The organism is Arthrobacter sp. TMN-50, from assembly GCF_054511125.1.
The window spans coordinates 1-19,742 of record NZ_JBTNDG010000013.1 but is presented as its reverse complement, the minus strand read 5'-3'; the positions used below and the strand labels follow the sequence as shown (position 1 = coordinate 19,742).

Below are 19,742 nucleotides of genomic sequence, written 5' to 3'. Positions count from 1 at the left end.
CAGCCCAAGGAGTTTCTATGAGCTATACGCACACGGTCACCGTTCCCCTCTCTTGGACTGAAGCGGTCCAGCGTACCCGCGACGCACTTGCGGAACAGGGCTTCGGAATCCTTACGGAAATCGATGTCCGCGCCACGTTTGAAGCCAAATTGGGGACCGACTCAGCCGACGCCGTCGGCGACTACCTGATCCTTGGCGCCTGCAACCCCGCTCTGGCAAGTCGTGCCCTCGCTGCGGAGCCGGAACTCGGCGTGTTGTTGCCGTGCAACGTCGTTGTCCGCAGGGGCAGAGACGCGAGTGAGACCACAATTGAGGCGATTGATCCTCAAACCATGGTCCAGCTCAGCGATACCCAGGCCGTCCGAGAGATCGCAGACGATGCGAATGGGCGGCTCCGTAAAGCCCTCGCACGCCTGGACGGCGCGCCGGGGGTTACTTCGTAGTTCGTTCGCCAAGGGGAGGAGGCACACCCATTCGTTGGGCGTCTAGCCTTTGCTGATTTACCCGGGTGGACTTGAAGGGCGCCCCGCCGCGATGTATGACGGATCGGGAAAAATAGCACGGCAGGTCAGCTCGGGTGCCCTACCCTCGACGCAAGAAAGCGGCTCCGACCGTCCAACCCGGTCGAAGCCGCTTTCCCTCCGCGCTACCCGGGAAGTATTACGGTCCGGTGGTGAAACTCCATGCCGTCGTCGTCAACGGGTTGCCGATCAGGTCCCGAATGGCGGCGGTTCCGCCGCTCAGGGTTGCTCGATAGACCGTGCCGGCCGCCAAAGTTGCCGACGGGCTGAGTGTTGCCACACGGGTGGTGGTGTTGTAGGACACCGTCGCTGTCACCGCTGTTCCGGCAGACGTTCGGAGAACAACGGTGGTTCCGCTGACTCCGGTGACTGCCTCACTGAACGTAGCGGTGATGTTCCCCGTTGTGCTGACTCCCGTGGCGTTGCTGCCCGGGGTTCGGGCGGTCACGGTGGGGGCGGGCCCGGTGGTGAACGTCCAGCTTTGGGTGGCCAGAGGGTTTCCGGCTCCGTCCCGGATCGCGGTGGTTCCACCGGTCAGGGTGGCCGTGTACCGGGTATCTGCCGGGAGAGTAGCAGTTGGATTCAGGGTCGCAACCCGGGTGGTGGTGTTGTACGACACCGTCGCACCGATGGCGGTGCCTGCCGCGTTTCTTAGGGTGAAGGTGGTTCCGCTGACCCCGGTGACTGCCTCACTGAACGTGGCCGTGATGTTCCCCGTTGCGCTGACTCCCCTGGCGTTGCTGCCCGGGGTCCGGACAGTCACGGTGGGGGCGGTCGTGTCAGAAGCGGCTCCCGTGGTGAACGACCAGGATGTGGTGGTGAGCGCGTTATTTGCTGCATCCCGGACAGCTGTGGGACCGCCGGTCAAAGTGGCTGTGTAACTTGTGTTCGCAGCGAGGGCTGCGGTGGGATCTAGTGTCGCAACCCGTGTCGTGGTGTTGTAGGACACCGTGGCGGAGACTGAGGTGCCTGCTGCGTTTCTTAAGGTGAAGGTGGTCCCGCTGACCCCGGTGACTGCCTCACTGAACGTGGCGGTGATGTTCCCCGATGTCGGGACGCCGATTGCCCCACTCGATGGGGTTCGGGAGGTGACAGTTGGGGGAGTGGTGTCCGTAGTCGTAAACGCCCACGTGGTGCCCGCGAACAGGTTCCCGGACCGGTCCGCGATGGTGTTCTTTAGCGAGACCGTGTAGCGGGTGCTGCCCACGAGCGGGTTGGTAGGATCCAGGACCGCCCGGTTGGTGGTGGTGTCCAGGGTGACGGTAGAGGGGACGATGGTCCCGGCAGGATCCTGCAGGACGAAGGAGGATGTATTAACGTTCTTGACCGGTTCGGAGAACTGGGCCGTGATCGTGTTCAGCGTCGGAACGCCTGTCGCGTTGTTCAACGGATTCTGCGAGCTGAGCGTTGGCGCCACGGTGTCTGCGGGGCCAATGGTCCAGGTGCGGGAGGTCACAGTTCCAAGGTTGCCAGCGGGATCGGTAGCACGGACGTTGAATGTGTAGGTGCCGTTCAGTTGTGCGTCATAGCTCTTCGGGGAGATGCACGTTGGATCCCACTCTGGGTTGCTGGGCATCAGTTGGCATTCGAAAGTCACGGCCGATTCCGACGAGGTGAAGTGCAATGTCGGAGTGGTGTCGGCGGTGGGATTGGACGGGAACGGTGCCACGATGCTGACGGGCGGCGCAACCGTATCCACGCTGAAGGTGAGCGTACCGGAAATGAGGTATTGAGGAATCGTCGGGTCCACCGGCGTGCCCGTGGCTGGATCGATCGTGTACTCCGGATTAGGGGTCCGGGCCTGGACCCGGTGCACCCCGGAGGCGAGGGCAGTATCCAAGGCCACGGAGTACGCTCCGGCTACCGTGGTGGTGGTGGCCGCCGGTGTCACGGCAGCATCCACCAGCAGCTCAACCGTCGCTTCGCTGGTGCCGACGCCCGGAACGGTTCCAGTAAAGGTCGGAGTGGTCACCTTGGTGATGTTGTCCGTGGCCGACTTTCCACTGTCACTGGTCGATGCGAGGTCAGGGGTCGACGGTGCAGCGTCCGCACCGTTGAAGATCAGGCCCTGGACGGTGAAGGTGCTGACCGTGAGCGTGTTGATACCAGGGCCGCCAGCATTGGGGCCATCCACCCGCACGAAATTGTTGCCGATTGGCGCACCTGTCACGGCGCGCGCCGTGGTGATGTCACCCAGTGTTCCGGCTGCTGCACCAACCTGCCGGAGGAAGGTCGACGTCGTGGTGGCTGCGTTATCTCCCAGGAACGCTTCACCGACACCCGCCCCAATCGCACGGTACCTGTGCCGTCGGTGCGCAAACTCCGGTGTCGATGGTCTGCTTGATTAGCCCGATTGTCGCCACCTTCGGGTCCTGCTCGGCGATGAAGGCGTTCACACCATAGGGATGGGTGATGGTGTAGCTGGCACCGGGTTCGAGGTTATCAACGATGAACCGCAATCGGCCAAAGCCCATCTGCTCTTCGTCCGTGACAACACCGTTCAGGTGGGCACCCTCCAGCGCCGCTTCATAGAGGCCGAGATTTCCGCCCGCAGCCTCGGCGTTGAACCAGAACGCTTCTTCCGGAAAATTATCCGGATAGGAGGCCGGCGAGGTTGCGTCCGGCGGCTCGGAAAGGCAGCCAGCCCCGGCCATATAGCAAAACTGGAGCTTGACGGTCCCGTCCGAATACCAGGTGGGAAATCCGTTCTGTGGGTCCACCGGACTCATCCCCGCCGTTGCTGCCAGAGCGGGACTTGCAGCAAGAGGGGAGAGCGCGGCAACCAGCAGTGCGCTGGACAGGGCAGCGGCCAGCCATCGCCGGGGACCGTGTTGCTGGCCCGGCCGGGCCAGCACTTTTCTTGATTGTCGAGGCCCAACGGTCCCGCCATGCTTCGTCGACATGATGACTCCTTTATTTGAACCGGCCCGGGTCCGAGGCGTTAGACCGACCACTAGCCGCTAACAATGCTGGCGCGAGTCTTATTTGCGGGCGGACCATGTGAAAACCTTTATCCAGCAGCTTTCGATTGTGTTCGGCCCCACATCGAAGATCCGGTTGGCGGTTCGCCGGCGGTGAATCTAGGTGAATATGGCGTGGGAGTATGTTGGAGCTATGGCATCTGAGGCAACTGTCTTGTCCGTCGACGGACCCCACGGTATCCGGGACGTGCGGATCTCCAGTCCCAGTCGAGTCCTGTGGCCCGATCTTGGCATCACGAAGCTGGACCTGGCCAAGTATCTAGCCGAGGTGGGAGAGGCCTTCGTCGCCGCCAACGGCGACCGCCCCCTTGCCCTGCAGCGGTTCAAGGACGGGATCGGGGGTGAACAGTTCTTTTCGAAGAATCCGCCCAAGGGCGCACCCGAGTACATCCGGTCGGTACCCGTCATCTACCCGAGCGCGCGATCCCATCCGCAACTTGTCATCGATGAACCCGCTGCCGCGGTCTGGGCCGCCCAGATGAACACGATCGTTTTTCACCCCTGGCCGTCGCGGGCTGACAACTCGGACAACCCTGACCAGTTGCGCATTGACCTTGACCCCCAGCCGGGAACAGATTTCGACGACGCCATCCCCGCCGCCGTCGAACTGCGCAAGGTGCTGGAAGAAGCCGGGCTCACCGCCTTCGTCAAAACCTCCGGTAACCGGGGGCTCCACGTCTTCGCACCCATCGAGCCGGTCCGGGAGTTCCTTGACGTCCGCCATGCGGTGATCGCTGCCGCCCGTGAACTGGAACGCCGCATGCCCGACGCCGTCACGACCGCCTGGTGGAAGGAGGAGCGGGGCGAGAGGGTCTTCGTCGACTTCAACCAGGCCAACCGGGATCGCACTATCGCGGGTGCCTACAGTCCCCGGGCTCTGGCCCACGCCCCGGTCTCCTGCCCCATCGAGTGGAACGAACTGGAGAACGCCGATCCCAAATTCTTCACGGTGCTGACCGTGCCTGAGCGGCTCAAGACCACCGGTGACCCGTGGGCCCGCTTCCACGAGAAGCCAGGCTCCATTGACCAGCTGCTCGGCTGGTGGCAGCGCGACCTCGACTCGGGCCTCGGAGAGCTGCCCTTCCCACCGGACTACCCGAAGATGCCGGGGGAGCCATCCCGCGTCCAGCCCAGCCGGGCAAAGAAGGATAAGTAACTCCTCCGCCGCGGGCGACGAGGGTCGGAACCCACGCATTCAGCACCTCCGGCCCCGTATCTGCGCAGTTGTGGCGGGTGTCCTGAAACACCTGCGCAGTAGTGGTGAGTGGAGGCGTGATCGACCCGCCACTGCTGCACAAAGGCTCCCGACGACGCCGCGCCGGACGCGGACAACCCGCCACAACTGCGCACAAGGCCGGGTCCGAGTCCTAAATTTGCGACAGGAAGGGAAGGAGGGGCTAGGCGAGGACCTCGCTGAGGTCGTAGGCCACGGGTACCTCCAGCTGATCGAATGTGCAGGATTCGGGGTCGCGGTCCGGCCGCCACCGGGAAAACTGGGCGGTATGCCGGAAGCGCGAGCCTTCCATCTGGTCGTACCTCACCTCCATCACCCGCCGAGGGTGCAGCCGTACAAAGGACACGTCCTTGCTGGAAGCGAACCGGCTCCGATCCGTCTCCCCACGAACTGCTTCGCCGTCGGCATCGCGCACGACGTCGGGCTCCAGCTCATCCACCAGCTCAAGACGGCGCTTATTGGTGAACGCCGAGGCGCCGCCCACATTGCGGAGCTCGCCGTCGTCGTATAGCCCCAGCAGCAGCGAGCCCACGCCCGCACCACTCGTGTGGACGCGGTAGCCAACGACGACGACGTCCGCGCTGCGGTGGTGCTTGATCTTGAGCATTCGGCGCTTGCCCGGCTCGTAGCCGGCGTCCAGCGGCTTGGCGACGACGCCGTCGAGCCCGGCCCCCTCAAACTCGACCAGCCAACGGCGCGCCAGCTCGACGTCCTGAGTGATCTGGGAGAGGTGGATCGGCGCAGTGAACCCGCCGCCAATGTCTTCCAACGCGGCCCGACGGTCAGCGAAGGGCGAGTCGAACAGGTTCACGGAGCCGGTCGCCAACAGATCGAAAGCGACAAACGAGGCAGGCGTTTCCTCCGCGAGCAGCCGCACCCGGCTTTCGGCTGGGTGGATCCGCTGCGACAGCGCCTCCCAATCGAGGCGCTCATTGCCCGGGGAGCCGGTGCGGACCACAATTTCGCCGTCGACCACGCACCGCTCCGGAAGGGAAACCTTCAGCGCCTCGACCAGTTCCGGGAAATACCGGGTGAGCATCTTCGAGCCGCGACTACCGATGTCGATGGTGTCGCCGTCGCGGCGGATGATGGCACGAAATCCGTCCCACTTCGGTTCGTACAGGAGGCCGCCGGCCACGCTGCCGGGTTCGGGCACATCGCTGACGGCTTTGGCGAGCATGGGTTGAACGGGGAAGGGGAGATCGGTCATGATCCGATCTTTCCTCACTCGGCGAGCTGTGGGTAGTCCATTCCTGCCCATCGTTCAATCACTATGCCTATACTCGATCAGTGGCATCCGCAGGACGTCGCACCCAGTCAGACCGGAGTACGACGAAAGGCTGCCCCATGAGCAACGTTCCCGATAACCTTCACTACACGGTCGAGCACGAATGGGTGACCCCGCCGACCAGCGACGGCGTGGTCCGCGTTGGTATCACTGACTTCGCCCAGGATGCGCTCGGCGATGTGGTCTATGTTCAGATGCCAGAGGCCGGCTCGCAGATCACGGCCGCCGACGTCGTCGGTGAAGTCGAATCCACCAAGAGTGTCAGCGATATTTACGCACCAGTCACCGGCGAGGTAGTCGCCCGCAACGAAGCTCTGGAAGACAATCCGGCGTTGATCAATTCCGATCCCTACGGGGAGGGGTGGCTGCTCGAAATCAGGGTTGCCGATCCCTCGGCGGTGGATGAGCTGATGAGTTCATCGGATTACTCACAGCAGGTAGGCTAGAGCTACCGGATCCGTCCGGCACAGCTGGCAAGATCACCGTTGTAGGGACACGGTGGCCAATCGGTCTCGCGACCGGTTGGCCACATATTCTGGGGAGGAACACCATGGTTGGCAACGAAAACGCGGCCACGTATGGCGGAACAGATAATCAGGCGCCTTCGCCCGAGACCACCACGATTGGCATCCCAGCGTTGGCGCCCTCCGCTGCGGACCCGAAGCTATCCTCCGAAGAGCAGGCAGCGGTCACCGCACTGCCCGGCACCTCAGCCCTGCTGGTCGCCCACAGTGGCCCCAATGCGGGTGCCCGGTTCCTCCTCGACCAGGACGTGACAACCGCTGGCCGCCATCCCAACGCCGATATCTTCCTCGACGACGTCACGGTGTCTCGCAAGCACGCCCAGTTTGAGCGCACCAATGCCGGATTCACAGTGATGGATACCCGCAGCCTGAACGGCACCTACGTTAACCACGACCGGGTGGACAGTGTGGCCCTGCGCAACGGCAATGAGATCCAGATCGGCAAGTTCCGCCTGACCTTCTACACTGCCCAGACCGTCGGGCAGCAGCAGTCACCAGTTCAGCCTCTCGGACAGGAATAGGTCCCGCTGCATGCCCTTACCCCAGTCAGCGCGGCGCTCCGTAGGACTCGCTCCCGAGCGAGTCCACGGCAATGTGCTCAACATTGGGGAGGTCCTCACCGAACTGTCAGGGGACTTCCCGCAGATCACCGCCTCCAAAATCCGTTTCCTTGAGGAAAAAGGATTGATTTCCCCTCAGCGAACCCGGGCCGGCTACCGGAAGTACGCACCCCACGATGTGGAGCGCCTCCGGTTTGTCCTGGCACTGCAGCGGGACCAGTACCTGCCGCTGAAGGTCATCAAGGATTACGTCGACGCCATTGACCGCGGTGAGAAACCCGAGTCGCTGCCGGGCGGCATGACGCTGTCCCCGCGGATGGTCTCCGATCAGATGTCCCGTGAACTGAATTCCTACACCCGCTCGCTGACACTGGAAACACTGACCGCCGAAGCGGGAGCCAGGCACGCCCTGGTGCTGGACCTGGTGGGGTTCGGCTTGATCGCCCCGGTCGATGGTCGCTTCGACGAACACGCCCTCCGGATCACCCGGGCGTGCGTGCTGCTGGAGGGCCACGGGATCGAACCCCGGCACCTGCGCCCGTTCCGTGCCGCAGCCGATCGCGAGCTAGGCCTCGTGGAACGAGTCGTCGCCCCGGTCGCCTCCCGGCGGGACGTCGCCTCCAAGGCCCGTGCCGCCGAAATGGCCCGCGAAATCAGCGAGCTGTGCCTGAACCTGCACACTGCGCTGGTGCAGGGCCACATTTCCCGCATGGATAGCTGAGGCGGCCCACAATGCTTGAAGTAGAAGTTGTCGGGGTTCGGATCGAACTGCCCTCCAACCAACCGCTCGTCCTTCTCAAGGAAACCAAGGGTGAACGTCACATCCCCATCTGGATCGGCGCCCCCGAAGCCAGCGCCATCGCCTTCGTGCAGCAGGGGATCGTCCCGCCCCGGCCCATGACCCACGACCTGCTGGTCAGCGTGGTCAACGCGTTGGGACGGGAGGTGAGCCAGGTACGGCTGATCTCTGTGCAGGACACCGTCTTCCACGCCGAGCTGGTGTTCGACGACGGCACCTCGGTGAGCTCGCGTGCCTCCGATGCCATCGCGGTCGCCCTCCGCGTCCCGTGCCCCATCTACTGCGCCGTGTCAGTGATGGATGAGGCGGGGGTGGAGATCACCGAGGCAGACGACGACGACGAGACGCCCGCCGCGCCGCCGGTTAACGCCGAACGGGAGCTTCGCCAGTTTCGTGAGTTCCTCGCCGACGTGGAACCAGAGGATTTCGAGCGCTAAAGGGCCGACACGCCAAACTCTTAAAGCCCCACATCTTTGACCTGGGGTGCCGGGCGATCTAACGTCGAAGCATACGGTCCATTGCACTAGCCATGAACTCAAGGCAGACTTGGGAGCAAACCCTGAGAATTCTGGTGTGCCCAGTGTTCACCGTTCAAGTTTTCCCACGGTAATCAGAACGAGGAGGCAACACGTGAGTCCCAAAGGCGACGCCGGTACGGGTTCCAACGCGGTTGTGTCCGGATCCGGGATCCCGGCCAGCGCTCAAGGCCTCCTGTTCACAGAAGACCTCCCCGTTCTCGATGAGGACGCCGGCTACCGCGGCCCCACAGCCTGCAAAGCCGCTGGCATTACCTACCGCCAGCTCGATTACTGGGCACGCACCGGCCTCGTAGAGCCAGCCGTCCGCGGAGCCTCAGGCTCGGGTACCCAACGCCTGTACGGTTTCCGGGACATTCTCGTCCTGAAGGTTGTCAAACGGCTGCTCGACACCGGGGTTTCCCTCCAGCAGATCCGCACCGCAATCGAGCATCTGCGCGAACGTGGCGTCGAGGACCTGGCCCAGATCACCCTGATGAGCGACGGCGCCAGCGTCTACGAATGCACCTCGGCCGAGGAAGTCATCGACCTGGTTCAGGGCGGCCAGGGTGTCTTCGGCATCGCCGTCGGCAAGGTGTGGCGCGAGGTGGAAGGCAGCCTCGCTGCCCTGCCCAGCGAGCACGCAGCCGACCAGGATTTTCCCGACGACGAACTCAGCAAACGCCGGGCCACCCGCAAGATCAGCTAGGACCAGGCATCGCCGGGCTGCGTTGTCAGCAAACCGGCTCAGGCACGTCGGGCAACGCGGCTTCTTAGCCGACCGGAATCCAGCAGGTTCTTCAGCAGCTCATCAAAGTATCCGGCCGCGTTTCGCGCCGATTCGCCGGGCCAATGGTGCACGGAGTGGGCGGCGCCCTGAATCTGCTGCCAGTTCGCCTGCTCAGCGATCGTAGGGCTCAGCAGCAGATCGCCGAACATCTGGCGCATTTCAGCCAGCCGGAACGTATGCTCATTGGAGCTGGCCCGCACCCGGTTGGCAACAATCCCGGCGGTCGACAGATTCGGCGCGAACTCACGTCTAAACAGTTCGAGCGCACGCATGGTCCGCTCAGTGCCGGCCACCGAGAACAGGCCCGGCTCGGCGACCAGCAGCACCCGATTACTCGCCGTCCACGCCATCCGCGTCAGCCCATTGAGCGACGGCGGGCAGTCGATCAAAACCAGCCCATACCCCTCGAGGCGGGACAACAGGGTGGCGAGACGTCGCAGGTCCCGCCGTCCCAGATCCGGCCGGTCGTAGATGCCGGAGTAGGCGGAACCCACGGCGACGTCGAGAATGGGTTTCTTATCCGACGACGGCGGGTTCTGCCTGAGCGCCGATGCCACCCAGCCGCTAGGCATCACGTTGGCCCCGAGATCGCCGCGGCGCGCATTCTTGAGCAACCGACCAATATCGAGCCGATCGGCGGACTTCACGCCCAGACCTGTGGTGGCATCGGCGTGTGGGTCCAGATCGACCACCAGGGTCGGAATTCCAGCCTCAAGTGCTGCCGAAGCCAGCCCGAGAGTCACGGACGTCTTGCCGACTCCGCCTTTGAGGCTGCTGATGCTCACTACTTGCACTTCTTAAACCAATACCTAACATTTCGTGTACACGGCCGTCAGAGGTCGCGCCAGCGGAATCCCCGGCCCCAGTCGTCTGCTGGCGGCGCTCTTGCATCTGGATCTGGTCTGAGTCGCTACGGCGGCTGACCTACCATCCATCATAGGTGAGCCGTAGCCGTTACAAGGTCAGTTTCAGCGTCGGTTGACTTCAGATGCTGGGCGGGGTTGAGAGGTCGGCGTCACAGCGCGGTAGGGTGAGAATTGTCGTGACGCAGGACACGAACGCCCAAACCTAGTGGTGAGATGCACGTACGCAGGAGAACGATGTTTTCGAAAATTCTGGTAGCAAACCGAGGCGAGATCGCCATCCGCGCCTTCCGGGCCGGCTTCGAGGTTGGAGCCAAGACGGTTGCGGTGTTCCCTTACGAGGACCGCAATTCGATCCACCGGCAGAAGGCTGACGAGGCTTACCTCATTGGTGAGGAGGGGCACCCGGTCCGCGCCTACCTCGACGTCCAGGAAATTGTCCGGGTTGCGAAGGAATCCGGGTGTGACGCCATCTACCCGGGCTACGGGTTCCTCTCAGAAAACCCCGGGCTTGCCCGGGCCGCCGAAGAAGCGGGTATCACCTTCGTCGGGCCGCCCGCCGACGTGCTGGAGCTCGCCGGCAACAAGGTCCACGCGCTGGAAGCCGCCCGGAAGGCTGGCATCCCGGTGCTTAAGTCATCGCAGCCCAGCTCTGACCTTGATGAGTTGATCGCCGCCGCCGACGAGATCGGCTTTCCCATCTTCGCCAAGGCGGTGGCCGGCGGTGGCGGGCGGGGGATGCGCCGCGTCGACAAGCGGGAAGCCCTCCCGGAAGCGCTTGAAGCTGCCATGCGGGAGGCCGACTCGGCGTTCGGCGATCCGACCATGTTCCTCGAACAGGCTGTGCTTCGCCCCCGTCACATCGAGGTCCAGATTCTCGCCGACGCGCAGGGCAATGTCATGCACCTGTTCGAGCGGGACTGTTCAATTCAGCGCCGGCACCAGAAGGTTATCGAGATTGCTCCGGCTCCGAACCTTGATGAGGGTATCCGGCAGGCCTTGCACCGGGACGCGGTCGCTTTCGCCACCGCGCTGGGCTACGTCAACGCGGGCACCGTCGAGTTCCTGGTCGACACCGTGGGTGAACGGGCCGGCCAGCACGTCTTCATCGAGATGAACCCGCGGATCCAGGTGGAGCACACGGTCACCGAGGAGATCACTGACGTCGATCTGGTCCAGGCCCAGCTGCGGATCGCTGCGGGGGAGACCCTCGCCGACCTCGGCCTCAGCCAGGACACCGTCCAGGTGCGGGGTGCTGCCCTGCAGAGCCGCATCACCACCGAGGATCCGGCCAACGGGTTCCGGCCCGACGTCGGGCAGATCACCGCGTACCGGTCCGCCGGCGGCGCCGGGGTGCGGCTCGACGGTGGCACCGTGTACGCAGGTGCCGAGATCAGCCCGCACTTCGACTCCATGCTGGTGAAGTTGACCTGCCGGGGCCGCGACCACAAGTCGGCGGTCACCCGGGCCCGTCGGGCCCTGGCCGAGTTCCGGGTCCGCGGTGTGTCCACCAACATTTCCTTCCTGCAGGCCGTCCTGGATGATCCGGACTTCATCGCCGGCAACGTGGCGACCAGCTTCATTGACGAACGGCCCGAACTGCTCACCGCCAGGGTCTCCGCCGACCGCGGGACGAAACTGCTCACCTGGCTCGCCGACGTGACGGTGAACAAGCCCCACGGTGGACGTCTGGTGGAAATCGACCCCGCCGACAAGCTTCCCGTCGCTGCTGAGGGCGAAGCCGCTCCCGGTCCGGGATCGCGGCAGCGGCTGCAGGAGCTCGGGCCCGAGAAGTTCGCGGCAGAGTTGCGTGCCCAGACGGCCGTCGCGGTCACCGACACCACCTTCCGTGACGCACACCAGTCGCTGCTCGCCACCCGGGTCCGCACCCGCGATCTGGTAGCCGCCGGAAACGCCGTCTCCCGCGCTACCCCCCAACTGTTGTCGGTGGAAGCCTGGGGTGGGGCCACGTACGACGTCGCCCTGCGGTTCCTCGGCGAAGAACCGTGGGAGCGCCTCGCCGCGCTCCGGAAGGAACTGCCGAATATCTGCCTGCAGATGCTGCTGCGCGGCCGCAACACGGTGGGCTACACCCCGTACCCGGAAGAGGTTACCGAGGCGTTTGTGAAGGAGGCCGCCGCGACCGGTATCGACATTTTCAGGATCTTCGACGCGTTGAACGACGTCTCCCAGATGGAGCCAGCCATCCGCGCGGTCCGGGCCACCGGCACCGCCGTCGCCGAGGTGGCGCTCTGCTATACCTCCAACATGCTGGACCCCGAGGAAAAGCTGTACACGCTCGAGTACTACCTGGAGTTGGCGCAGCGGATGGTCGACGCCGGCGCCCACATTCTGGCGATCAAGGACATGGCGGGGCTGCTCAGGCCGGCGGCCGCGGCCCAGCTGGTCACTGCCCTGCGGGAACGGTTCGACCTGCCCGTTCACCTCCACACCCACGACACCGCCGGTGGCCAGCTGGCCACCCTGCTCGCCGCCGTGAATGCGGGGGTGGACGCCGTCGACGTCGCCAGCGCATCCCTGGCCGGCACCACGAGCCAGCCCTCGGCGTCGGCCTTGGTCGCGGCCCTGGCCAACACTGAACGGGATACCGGGATTTCTCTGGCGGCTGTCTGCTCGCTGGAACCCTACTGGGAAGCGGTCCGCCGCGTGTATGCCCCGTTCGAATCCGGGCTGCCAGGACCGACAGGGCGGGTGTACCGGCATGAGATTCCGGGCGGCCAGCTGTCGAACCTTCGCCAGCAGGCCATCGCGCTGGGCCTCGGGGAACGGTTCGAAGCCATCGAGGACATGTACACGGCAGCTGACCGGATGCTGGGGCGCCTCGTGAAGGTCACGCCGTCGTCGAAGGTGGTGGGGGATCTTGCGTTGCAGCTCGTGGGCACCAACGTGGATCCCGCCGATTTTGAGCAGAACCCGCAGAACTACGACATCCCCGATTCGGTGATCGGTTTCCTCAGCGGCGAACTCGGTGACCCTCCCGGCGGCTGGCCTGAACCCTTCCGCACCAAGGCGTTGCAGGGCCGTGACGTCAAGGTTCGTGACACCGAGCTCAGCGCCGAGGACCAGGAAGCACTGACCGGGGATTCGAAACTGCGTCGGGCCACCCTGAACCGGCTGCTCTTCGCCGGACCGACCAAGGATTTCCTGGCCACCCGCGAAACGTACGGGGATGTGTCAGTCCTGGACACCCGGGACTACCTCTATGGCCTGCAGCAGGGCAGCGAACACGTCATCCCGCTGGAGAAGGGCGTCCGGTTAATTGCCACGCTCAGCGCCGTGTCCGAGCCCGACGAGAAGGGGATGCGCACCGTGATGTGCACGCTGAACGGGCAGATGCGACCCGTCGTCGTGCGTGACCGCAGCATCCACAGCGACGTCAAAGCAGCCGAAAAAGCTGACAAGGCGATGCCGGGACAGATCGCTGCGCCGTTCGCCGGTGCTGTCACCATCACCGTTGCCGAAGGCGACACCATCGAACAGGGCGGCACGATCGCCACCATCGAGGCCATGAAAATGGAAGCCGGAATCACCTCACCAGTGGGTGGCACCGTCCAGCGGATCGCCGTCGACGCCGTGTCCCAGGTGCAGGGCGGGGACCTGTTGATGGTGATCGAAACCGCCTAGCCGGTATCCTGTAGCGGGGTCCGGTGCGCTAGTGTTTGGCTGGAGACCACGGCGCCTTTAGCGCGCCCCGCTGACCCTGTGAGGAACCATGGCCCCGCAAGATCCGTCTGGTACCGGCCCGTCCGCCAGCCCAGATAACGACCCATCAGACGATTCGCCTTTTGAAGCGCACGAGGCTGAAACGTCCGAAGGTACAACGCCAGAGGCTGATGTGCCCGAGTCTCTCATCGGTGACGACGTCGATTCCACCGACGTCGTCACCGACGCCCCTGCTACCCCGGTTGGCACGGCGCCCAGTGCGCCCAGCGCAGGGGAGCCGCGGCGCGATCATGGTGCGCTGGCCGGATCGTCGGTCGATTACGCTGCCGCATGGTCCTTCGGAACCGGCGAAACCCCGGCCGCGGCACCATCAATGACTGCGACTTCTTCAATGCCCGCAGCGACCCCGCCGGCAGATGTGCCCGCGGCGACCCCGCTGGCGGCTAACCTTCCCGCAGCCCCCGCAGGGATTCCCGAAGCGGCGTCGGACCTTGGCGGCTGGTTTCCGTCGGCAAATCCCCCAGCGAACTCAACCGGCAAGGCCGCGCCTCCGGCGGACCGGCCTGTCCCAAAGACCGCTGAGGCGCGCCGCGCCCGCCGGCGGAAGGAAGCCGGCCCTGAGACGGCTTCATCCCTGACGGCCGACAGGCTCCTTGAAGTGACGAAGCGGCCACCCGTCGACGGGTGGCGTCGGCTGCTTCACACGCTCACCTTCGGCTACGTAAACCTCGGCGACTCGGATGCCGTTCGCATTCGACGGGCGCTGGAGCACCGGATTGCGATGCGGCTGGGCGAGCGCACCCGCTTCGTCCCGGTGCTGTCGCGGAAAGGCGGTGTCGGGAAGACCACCGTCACCACGCTGCTCGGCATGACCCTGGCCCAGATCCGCGAAGACCGCATCATCGCCATGGACGCCAACCCGGACCGGGGGACGCTCTCCGATCGCTCACCTGGCAAGGCGGACTTCACCGCACGCCAACTGGTCCAGAACCGGTTCATGGTCGACTCCTTTGCCCAGCTTTCCAGCTATGTGGCCCGTGAAGGGTCACGGCTGCACGTGCTGGCGTCCGACACGGATCCCGCTGTTGCCCAGGCGTTCGACGACGCCGACTATCGTGCGGTTACCGACATCCTGAGCCGCTACTACTCGATTGTCCTCACCGATTCGGGCACCGGCATGGTGCACTCGGTGATGAAGGGAACACTGGAGAAGGCCGACGCCGTGGTACTGGTTTCCGGGGGTAGCGTCGACGAGGCGCGGCTCGCCTCCGAGACTCTGTCCTGGCTGGAGGCGCACGGTCGGCAGGATCTGGTGGCTAGCGCCATCGTGGTGATCAACTTGTCCTCGGGCAATGGCACTCAGGTGAATGTCGCAGAGATCGAGGATCATTTCCGGTCCCGGGTCAGCACCGTTGTGCGAATTCCTTATGACCGTCACCTCGCTGAGGGGTCCCGCATCGATCTGGCCCAGCTCAAACCGGCCACCCGAGATGCAGCCATCGAATTGGCGGCCCTGGTAGTCGACGAGCTGCAATGACTCACTACGACCTGGCGATTATCGGCTCCGGATCAGGGAACAGCCTGATCACCCCCGAGTGGGACGGCCGAAAGGTGGCGCTGATCGACGGCGGCGTCTTCGGCGGAACCTGCCTCAATGTCGGCTGTATCCCGACCAAAATGTTCGTCTTCCCGGCGGAACTTGCCACCGGCGGCCACGAAGCGGCAGCGCTCGGGGTGGACCTTGAGCTACGCGGTGTCAGCTGGCGTGCCATCCGGGATCGGATTTTCTCCCGCATCGACGCGATCTCGCAGGATGGCAGACGGTACCGGGCCGACGAGCTCGAGAACGTGACCCTCTACGAAGATTACGTCCGCTTCACCGGAGACAAGTCGTTCGTGACCGGATCCGGCGAAGAGATTCATGCGGATCAGGTGGTGATCGCGGCCGGGTCCCGCGCGGTGCTGCCTGATATTCCCGGCATCACCCTCCCTCAGGTTCACACCTCGGACACCATCATGCGGTTGGACGAGTTGCCCGACCGCATCCTGATTATCGGCGGCGGCTACATTGCCGCCGAATTCGCCCACATTTTCGGTGCGTTCGGATCGGCTGTCACGGTGGTCAACCGGTCCGGTCAGCTCCTACGAGCCCTCGATGACACCGTCTCCGCGGCGTTCACCGCGGAGGCGGCACGCCAGTGGGACGTTGTCCTTGGCCACACGGTTGCCTCGCTGACCGCCAACGGCGACGGCTCTGTCCGCGCCGTCCTCGCGGGAGACAGCGCACGGGAACTCGACGTCGACGTCGTCCTCGTGGCCGCCGGAAGGGTGCCCAACACCGATCGGCTGGATGCGGCCGTCGTCGGCCTCGATCTTGAAGCCGACGGACGTTTGGTCGTGGACGGGCAGCAGCGGGTGCTTCGCAACGGTACGCCGGTGGATGGGCTGTGGGCGCTCGGTGACGTCAGCAGCAAGTTCCAGCTCAAGCACGTCGCTAACCATGAGGCGCGGATCGTCTCGCATAATCTGATGCACCCGGAGGACCTACGTACCAGCGATCACCGGTTCGTTCCCGCCGCCGTGTTCACCCACCCGCAGGTCGCCGTCGTCGGACTGACCGAGTCGGAAGCGTTGGCGAAGGCCGAAGCGGAAGGCTTTGAGATCACCGTGGCAGTGCAGCAGTACGGGTCGACGGCCTTCGGCTGGGCGATGGAGGACACCACCGGGTTCGTGAAGCTGATCGCGAATCAGGGCACCGGTATCATCCTGGGCGCCCACATCATGGGTCACGAGGCGTCAATGATCATTCAGCCGGTGATTCAGGCAATGTCTTTTGGGCTCGATGCCCACACCATGGCGAGCGGCCAGTACTGGATCCACCCGGCCCTCACGGAAGTAGTCGAAAACGCGCTACTGTCCCTGAAGACCGGGTAACCAGCCCCGACAGAGGGTTTGGCTAGGCGCGCGGAGCCGAATAGATCCCCTCGACAACTGCCGAGTAGTCCTTGAGGACCTGCGCCCGCTTGATCTTCAGCGACGGTGTCAGATGCCCGCTGGTCTCGGTGAAGTCGGTTGCCACAATCCGGAACGCCTTGATCGACTCCGCCTGGGACACGTTGGCGTTGGCTTGATCGACCAGCTGCTGCACCTCTGCGGTGACCAGTGGGTGCTCGGAGGCCTGTGCCATGGTGGTGTCCTTGGGTAGCTGGTGGCGTTCCAGCCAGCCCGGCAGCGCCTCCTCGTCAAGGGTGATCAGGGCTGAGATAAAGGCACGATGGTCGCCGACCACCACGCACTGGGACACCAGGGCGTTGGAGCGGATGGTGTCTTCCAACAGCGCCGGGATGACGTTCTTGCCGCCCGCGGTGACGATGATTTCCTTCTTGCGCCCGGTGATCTTGAGGAAACCATCGGTATCCAGTTCCCCAATGTCGCCGGTGCGGAACCAGCCATCAACAAAGGCTTCCTCGGTGAGGTCGTCGCGCTTGTAGTAGCCGCGCATCACGCACACGCCCTTCGCGAGGATTTCGCCGTCGTCGGCAATCTTCACTGAATTGCCGGGAAGGGGCGCGCCAACGGTGCCGATCTTGATCCGCTTCGGGGTGCTGACGGTGATGGGGGCGGTGGTCTCGGTGAGTCCATACCCTTCAAGGACCATCAGACCGATGCCGTGGAAGAAGTGTCCCAACCGGTCGCCCAGCGGCGCGCCGCCGGACACTGCGTGCTCCACGCGGCCGCCCATGGCGTCGCGGATCTTGCTGAAGAGGATCCGGTCGAAGACCGCGTGTTTCACCTTGAGCGTCAGCGGGACCTTGCCCGCCTGGTCGGCTTTGGACCACTCAATGGCCACCTTGGCTCCGGCGTGGAAGATTTTGCCCTTGCCGCCGTCCTCGGCCTTGAGCATCGAGTTGTTGTAAACCTTCTCAAACACCCGGGGGACTGCGAGGATGAAGGACGGCTTGTAGCTTTGCAGATCGGGGAGCAGGTTCTTGACGTCGGGTGTGTGGGCCACTGTCGCGCCAGACGCGACGCACAGCACCGAGATGAACCGGGCAAACACGTGGGCCAGGGGGAGGAACATGATGGTCTGCGCGCCTTCGTGGGCTACCTCCGGCAGTGCTGCTGCGGCATTGACCGACAGGTCCACGAAGTTTCCGTGGGTGAGTTCGCAGCCCTTGGGTTTGCCGGTGGTGCCCGACGTGTAGATGATGGTGGCGATGTCGTCGAGCCCGGCTGTCACGCGCCGGGCCTCCAATGCCTGGTCGCCGATGTCGCTGCCCGCACTGCGCAGCGGGTCGAGGCCGTTGTTATCGAGTTGCCACACGTGCTGGACACCTGGAATATTCGCTGCGGCGGCGGCTTGACGGACTACGTTCTCGTGGCGGGATGACTCGACAAACGCGGCAACGGCGCCCGAATCCTCGAGGATCCAGCCGACCTGTGACGGTGACGAGGTTTCGTAGACGGGAACCGAGATGGCGCCCGCAAACCAGATGGCAAAATCCACCAGGGACCACTCATACCGGGTGCGAGCCATGATGGCTACGCGATCCCCGGCCTGCACGCCGCTTGCCATCAGGCCCTTGGCGAGGAGATGGACGTCAGCGAGGAATTCAGTCGCCCGAATGTTTTGCCATTCGCCGGCACTGTCCTTCTTTGAGAACAACGCGGGGTTGGAGGGCTTTGCAGCCTGCTTGACAACCAACTCCGTGATATTGCTGTCACGGGGGGTGTCCACCAGAACGGGGACGCTGTATTCGCGCACGATTATCTCCTTTGATATCTCCAAGACCTGCGGGATTTTATTAGCCTATAGGTTCGGCGAGCGTTAGTACTCTCCAGTAATGTACGAATCGGTAACGGTCACACAACGCCTAGAGCTGGCCCAGGGACGAGGACTTACCATGATCAGGCAGACGGACGCAGCGGCGCAGCCACGGTTGCGAAGCCAGTTGCGGGCGCCCGGGGCTGGTGGCAGTGCCGTCCGACGTCGGCCCGAGGCCTTCACGACAGGCTCGCCGGCCTCGCCGACCTTCCTGCGGCGAGGTCTCGCCATCGGGATCGACATTGGCGGGACGAAGGTGGCGGCCGGGGTCGTCGACATCCGCGGGAATATCCTGGCCGAGGCGCGAAGGGACACCCCCGGACACGACCCTCGCCAAGTGGAAGCGATCATCGCTGAGCTGGTGACCGAGTTGTCCGCTGGATACCGGATCAGGTCCGTGGGGATTGGTGCGGCGGGCTGGATGGATCTAACCAACGGAACGGTGCTGTTCAGCCCCCATCTCGCCTGGCGCAACGAGCCACTTCGCTTCAATCTGGAGCGGATCCTGCGGCGCCGGGTTACCGTGGTGAACGACGCCGATGCCGCGGCCTGGGCGGAATGGCGGTTCGGTGCTGGCCAAGGCGAAAGCAGGCTGGTCTGCATCACTTTGGGGACCGGGATCGGCGGAGCCATGATTATGGACGGCGTCCTGGAGCGGGGGCGCTTTGGTGTGGCGGGAGAGTTTGGGCACCAGATCATCGTCCCGCAGGGGCACCGCTGTGAATGCGGGAACCGTGGGTGCTGGGAGCAGTACGCGTCGGGCAACGCGTTGGGGCGGGAAGCGCGCGAGCTCGCCATGGCCAATTCACCAGTGGCGCAGGCCCTGCTGCGGGAGGTCGACGGTGACCCGGAGCTCATCACCGGTGCCATTGTTACCAAGCTGGCGCTGGAGGGTGACCCTGCCTGCCGGGAACTGGTCGACGACGTCGGGCAGTGGCTGGGGCTCGGGCTAGCCAACCTCGCAGCAGCCCTGGATCCGGGGACCTTCGTCGTCGGTGGTGGGCTTGGTGCTGCGGGAGAGCTGCTGCTGGAACCCGCCCGCCGAGCCTTTGCCCGCAACCTGACCGGTCGCGGGGTCGACACGGATGGCCAGGGGGGGATAGAAAGACCGCGGGCGCTCGGCGAGAGGGGGGGGGGGGGGGAACGCCCGAGAGTGGG

16 protein-coding genes are annotated in these 19,742 nt (G+C 64.4%); 11 read left to right on the top strand and 5 right to left on the bottom strand.

The features are described 5' to 3' along the window. Positions 1-17: 17 nt before the first annotated feature. Positions 18-443 carry a DUF302 domain-containing protein gene (locus tag ACX80A_RS12950; RefSeq protein ID WP_459260159.1) on the top strand — a complete coding sequence of 142 codons (426 nt, stop codon included), beginning with the start codon at positions 18-20 and terminating at the stop codon, positions 441-443. 217 nt (positions 444-660) lie between these two features. Here the strand turns inward: ACX80A_RS12950 and ACX80A_RS12945 are convergent, their stop codons facing one another. Together ACX80A_RS12945 and ACX80A_RS12940 are read right to left on the bottom strand one after the other, a co-directional pair. Then, a complete protein-coding gene (locus tag ACX80A_RS12945; protein ID WP_459260158.1) occupies positions 661-2,691 on the bottom strand; it encodes an Ig-like domain-containing protein in 2,031 nt (676 codons plus the stop codon). A 100-nt stretch (positions 2,692-2,791) separates the two neighbouring features. Beyond that, positions 2,792-3,424 (bottom strand): hypothetical protein, encoded by a 633-nt coding sequence (locus ACX80A_RS12940; RefSeq protein WP_459260157.1) that lies wholly within the window; start codon positions 3,422-3,424, stop codon positions 2,792-2,794. Positions 3,425-3,635: 211 nt separating this feature from the next. On the opposite strand from ACX80A_RS12940, the gene ligD reads away from it, so the two are divergent. Continuing rightward, a complete protein-coding gene (gene ligD / locus ACX80A_RS12935) occupies positions 3,636-4,658 on the top strand; it encodes a non-homologous end-joining DNA ligase (RefSeq protein WP_459260156.1) in 1,023 nt (340 codons plus the stop codon). A 241-nt stretch (positions 4,659-4,899) separates the two neighbouring features. On the opposite strand, the gene ACX80A_RS12930 is transcribed toward ligD, so the two are convergent. After that, the gene (locus ACX80A_RS12930) at positions 4,900-5,946 is read right to left on the bottom strand and encodes an ATP-dependent DNA ligase (RefSeq protein ID WP_459260155.1); all 1,047 of its coding nucleotides are present in this window, start codon (positions 5,944-5,946) and stop codon (positions 4,900-4,902) included. 137 nt (positions 5,947-6,083) lie between these two features. Between ACX80A_RS12930 and gcvH the strand changes: the two genes are divergently transcribed. The 5 genes from gcvH (at position 6,084) to ACX80A_RS12905 (ending at position 9,131) form a co-directional block, all read left to right on the top strand. Further along, positions 6,084-6,470 carry a glycine cleavage system protein GcvH gene (gene gcvH / locus ACX80A_RS12925; protein WP_459260154.1) on the top strand — a complete coding sequence of 129 codons (387 nt, stop codon included), beginning with the start codon at positions 6,084-6,086 and terminating at the stop codon, positions 6,468-6,470. Positions 6,471-6,574: 104 nt separating this feature from the next. Further along, on the top strand, positions 6,575-7,069 hold the full coding sequence (locus tag ACX80A_RS12920; RefSeq protein WP_459260153.1) for an FHA domain-containing protein: 495 nt from the start codon (positions 6,575-6,577) through the stop codon (positions 7,067-7,069). A gap of 10 nt (positions 7,070-7,079) precedes the next feature. Next, entirely contained in the window at positions 7,080-7,829 is a 750-nt protein-coding gene (gene ftsR / locus ACX80A_RS12915; protein WP_459260152.1) for a transcriptional regulator FtsR, read from the top strand. A gap of 11 nt (positions 7,830-7,840) precedes the next feature. Further along, positions 7,841-8,344, top strand: coding sequence for a bifunctional nuclease family protein (locus ACX80A_RS12910; protein ID WP_459260151.1), 504 nt, complete (start codon positions 7,841-7,843; stop codon positions 8,342-8,344). Positions 8,345-8,537: 193 nt separating this feature from the next. Then, positions 8,538-9,131 carry a MerR family transcriptional regulator gene (locus ACX80A_RS12905; protein ID WP_459260150.1) on the top strand — a complete coding sequence of 198 codons (594 nt, stop codon included), beginning with the start codon at positions 8,538-8,540 and terminating at the stop codon, positions 9,129-9,131. Between the two features lie 38 nt (positions 9,132-9,169). Here the strand turns inward: ACX80A_RS12905 and ACX80A_RS12900 are convergent, their stop codons facing one another. Further along, complete coding sequence (locus ACX80A_RS12900) at positions 9,170-10,006, bottom strand: ParA family protein (RefSeq protein ID WP_459260149.1); 837 nt, start codon at positions 10,004-10,006, stop codon at positions 9,170-9,172. A 306-nt stretch (positions 10,007-10,312) separates the two neighbouring features. Between ACX80A_RS12900 and ACX80A_RS12895 the strand changes: the two genes are divergently transcribed. The 3 genes from ACX80A_RS12895 (at position 10,313) to ACX80A_RS12885 (ending at position 16,693) form a co-directional block, all read left to right on the top strand. Further along, positions 10,313-13,720 (top strand): pyruvate carboxylase, encoded by a 3,408-nt coding sequence (locus ACX80A_RS12895; RefSeq protein ID WP_459260148.1) that lies wholly within the window; start codon positions 10,313-10,315, stop codon positions 13,718-13,720. Positions 13,721-13,931: 211 nt separating this feature from the next. Continuing rightward, entirely contained in the window at positions 13,932-15,296 is a 1,365-nt protein-coding gene (locus ACX80A_RS12890) for a MinD/ParA family ATP-binding protein (protein ID WP_459260146.1), read from the top strand. Next, positions 15,293-16,693, top strand: a complete 1,401-nt coding sequence (locus tag ACX80A_RS12885) for a mycothione reductase (RefSeq protein WP_459260145.1) — start codon at positions 15,293-15,295, stop codon at positions 16,691-16,693. Before ACX80A_RS12890 ends, ACX80A_RS12885 begins: the two co-directional genes overlap by 4 nt. 22 nt (positions 16,694-16,715) lie before the next feature. Here ACX80A_RS12885 and ACX80A_RS12880 read toward each other — a convergent pair whose 3' ends face one another. Then, on the bottom strand, positions 16,716-18,524 hold the full coding sequence (locus ACX80A_RS12880; protein ID WP_459260144.1) for an AMP-dependent synthetase/ligase: 1,809 nt from the start codon (positions 18,522-18,524) through the stop codon (positions 16,716-16,718). Between the two features lie 139 nt (positions 18,525-18,663). Between ACX80A_RS12880 and ACX80A_RS12875 the strand changes: the two genes are divergently transcribed. Continuing rightward, positions 18,664-19,742, top strand: a 1,079-nt coding sequence (locus ACX80A_RS12875; RefSeq protein WP_459260143.1) for an ROK family protein, incomplete at its 3' end; no start/stop codon positions are given.

Coding starts and splice junctions, on each gene's coding strand:
- ACX80A_RS12950 (WP_459260159.1), top strand. CDS start 18: ATGAGCTATACGCACACGGTCACCGTTCCCCTCTCTTGGACTGAAGCG.
- ACX80A_RS12940 (WP_459260157.1), bottom strand. CDS start 3,424: ATGTCGACGAAGCATGGCGGGACCGTTGGGCCTCGACAATCAAGAAAA.
- ligD (WP_459260156.1), top strand. CDS start 3,636: ATGGCATCTGAGGCAACTGTCTTGTCCGTCGACGGACCCCACGGTATC.
- ACX80A_RS12930 (WP_459260155.1), bottom strand. CDS start 5,946: ATGACCGATCTCCCCTTCCCCGTTCAACCCATGCTCGCCAAAGCCGTC.
- gcvH (WP_459260154.1), top strand. CDS start 6,084: ATGAGCAACGTTCCCGATAACCTTCACTACACGGTCGAGCACGAATGG.
- ACX80A_RS12920 (WP_459260153.1), top strand. CDS start 6,575: ATGGTTGGCAACGAAAACGCGGCCACGTATGGCGGAACAGATAATCAG.
- ftsR (WP_459260152.1), top strand. CDS start 7,080: ATGCCCTTACCCCAGTCAGCGCGGCGCTCCGTAGGACTCGCTCCCGAG.
- ACX80A_RS12910 (WP_459260151.1), top strand. CDS start 7,841: ATGCTTGAAGTAGAAGTTGTCGGGGTTCGGATCGAACTGCCCTCCAAC.
- ACX80A_RS12895 (WP_459260148.1), top strand. CDS start 10,313: ATGTTTTCGAAAATTCTGGTAGCAAACCGAGGCGAGATCGCCATCCGC.
- ACX80A_RS12885 (WP_459260145.1), top strand. CDS start 15,293: ATGACTCACTACGACCTGGCGATTATCGGCTCCGGATCAGGGAACAGC.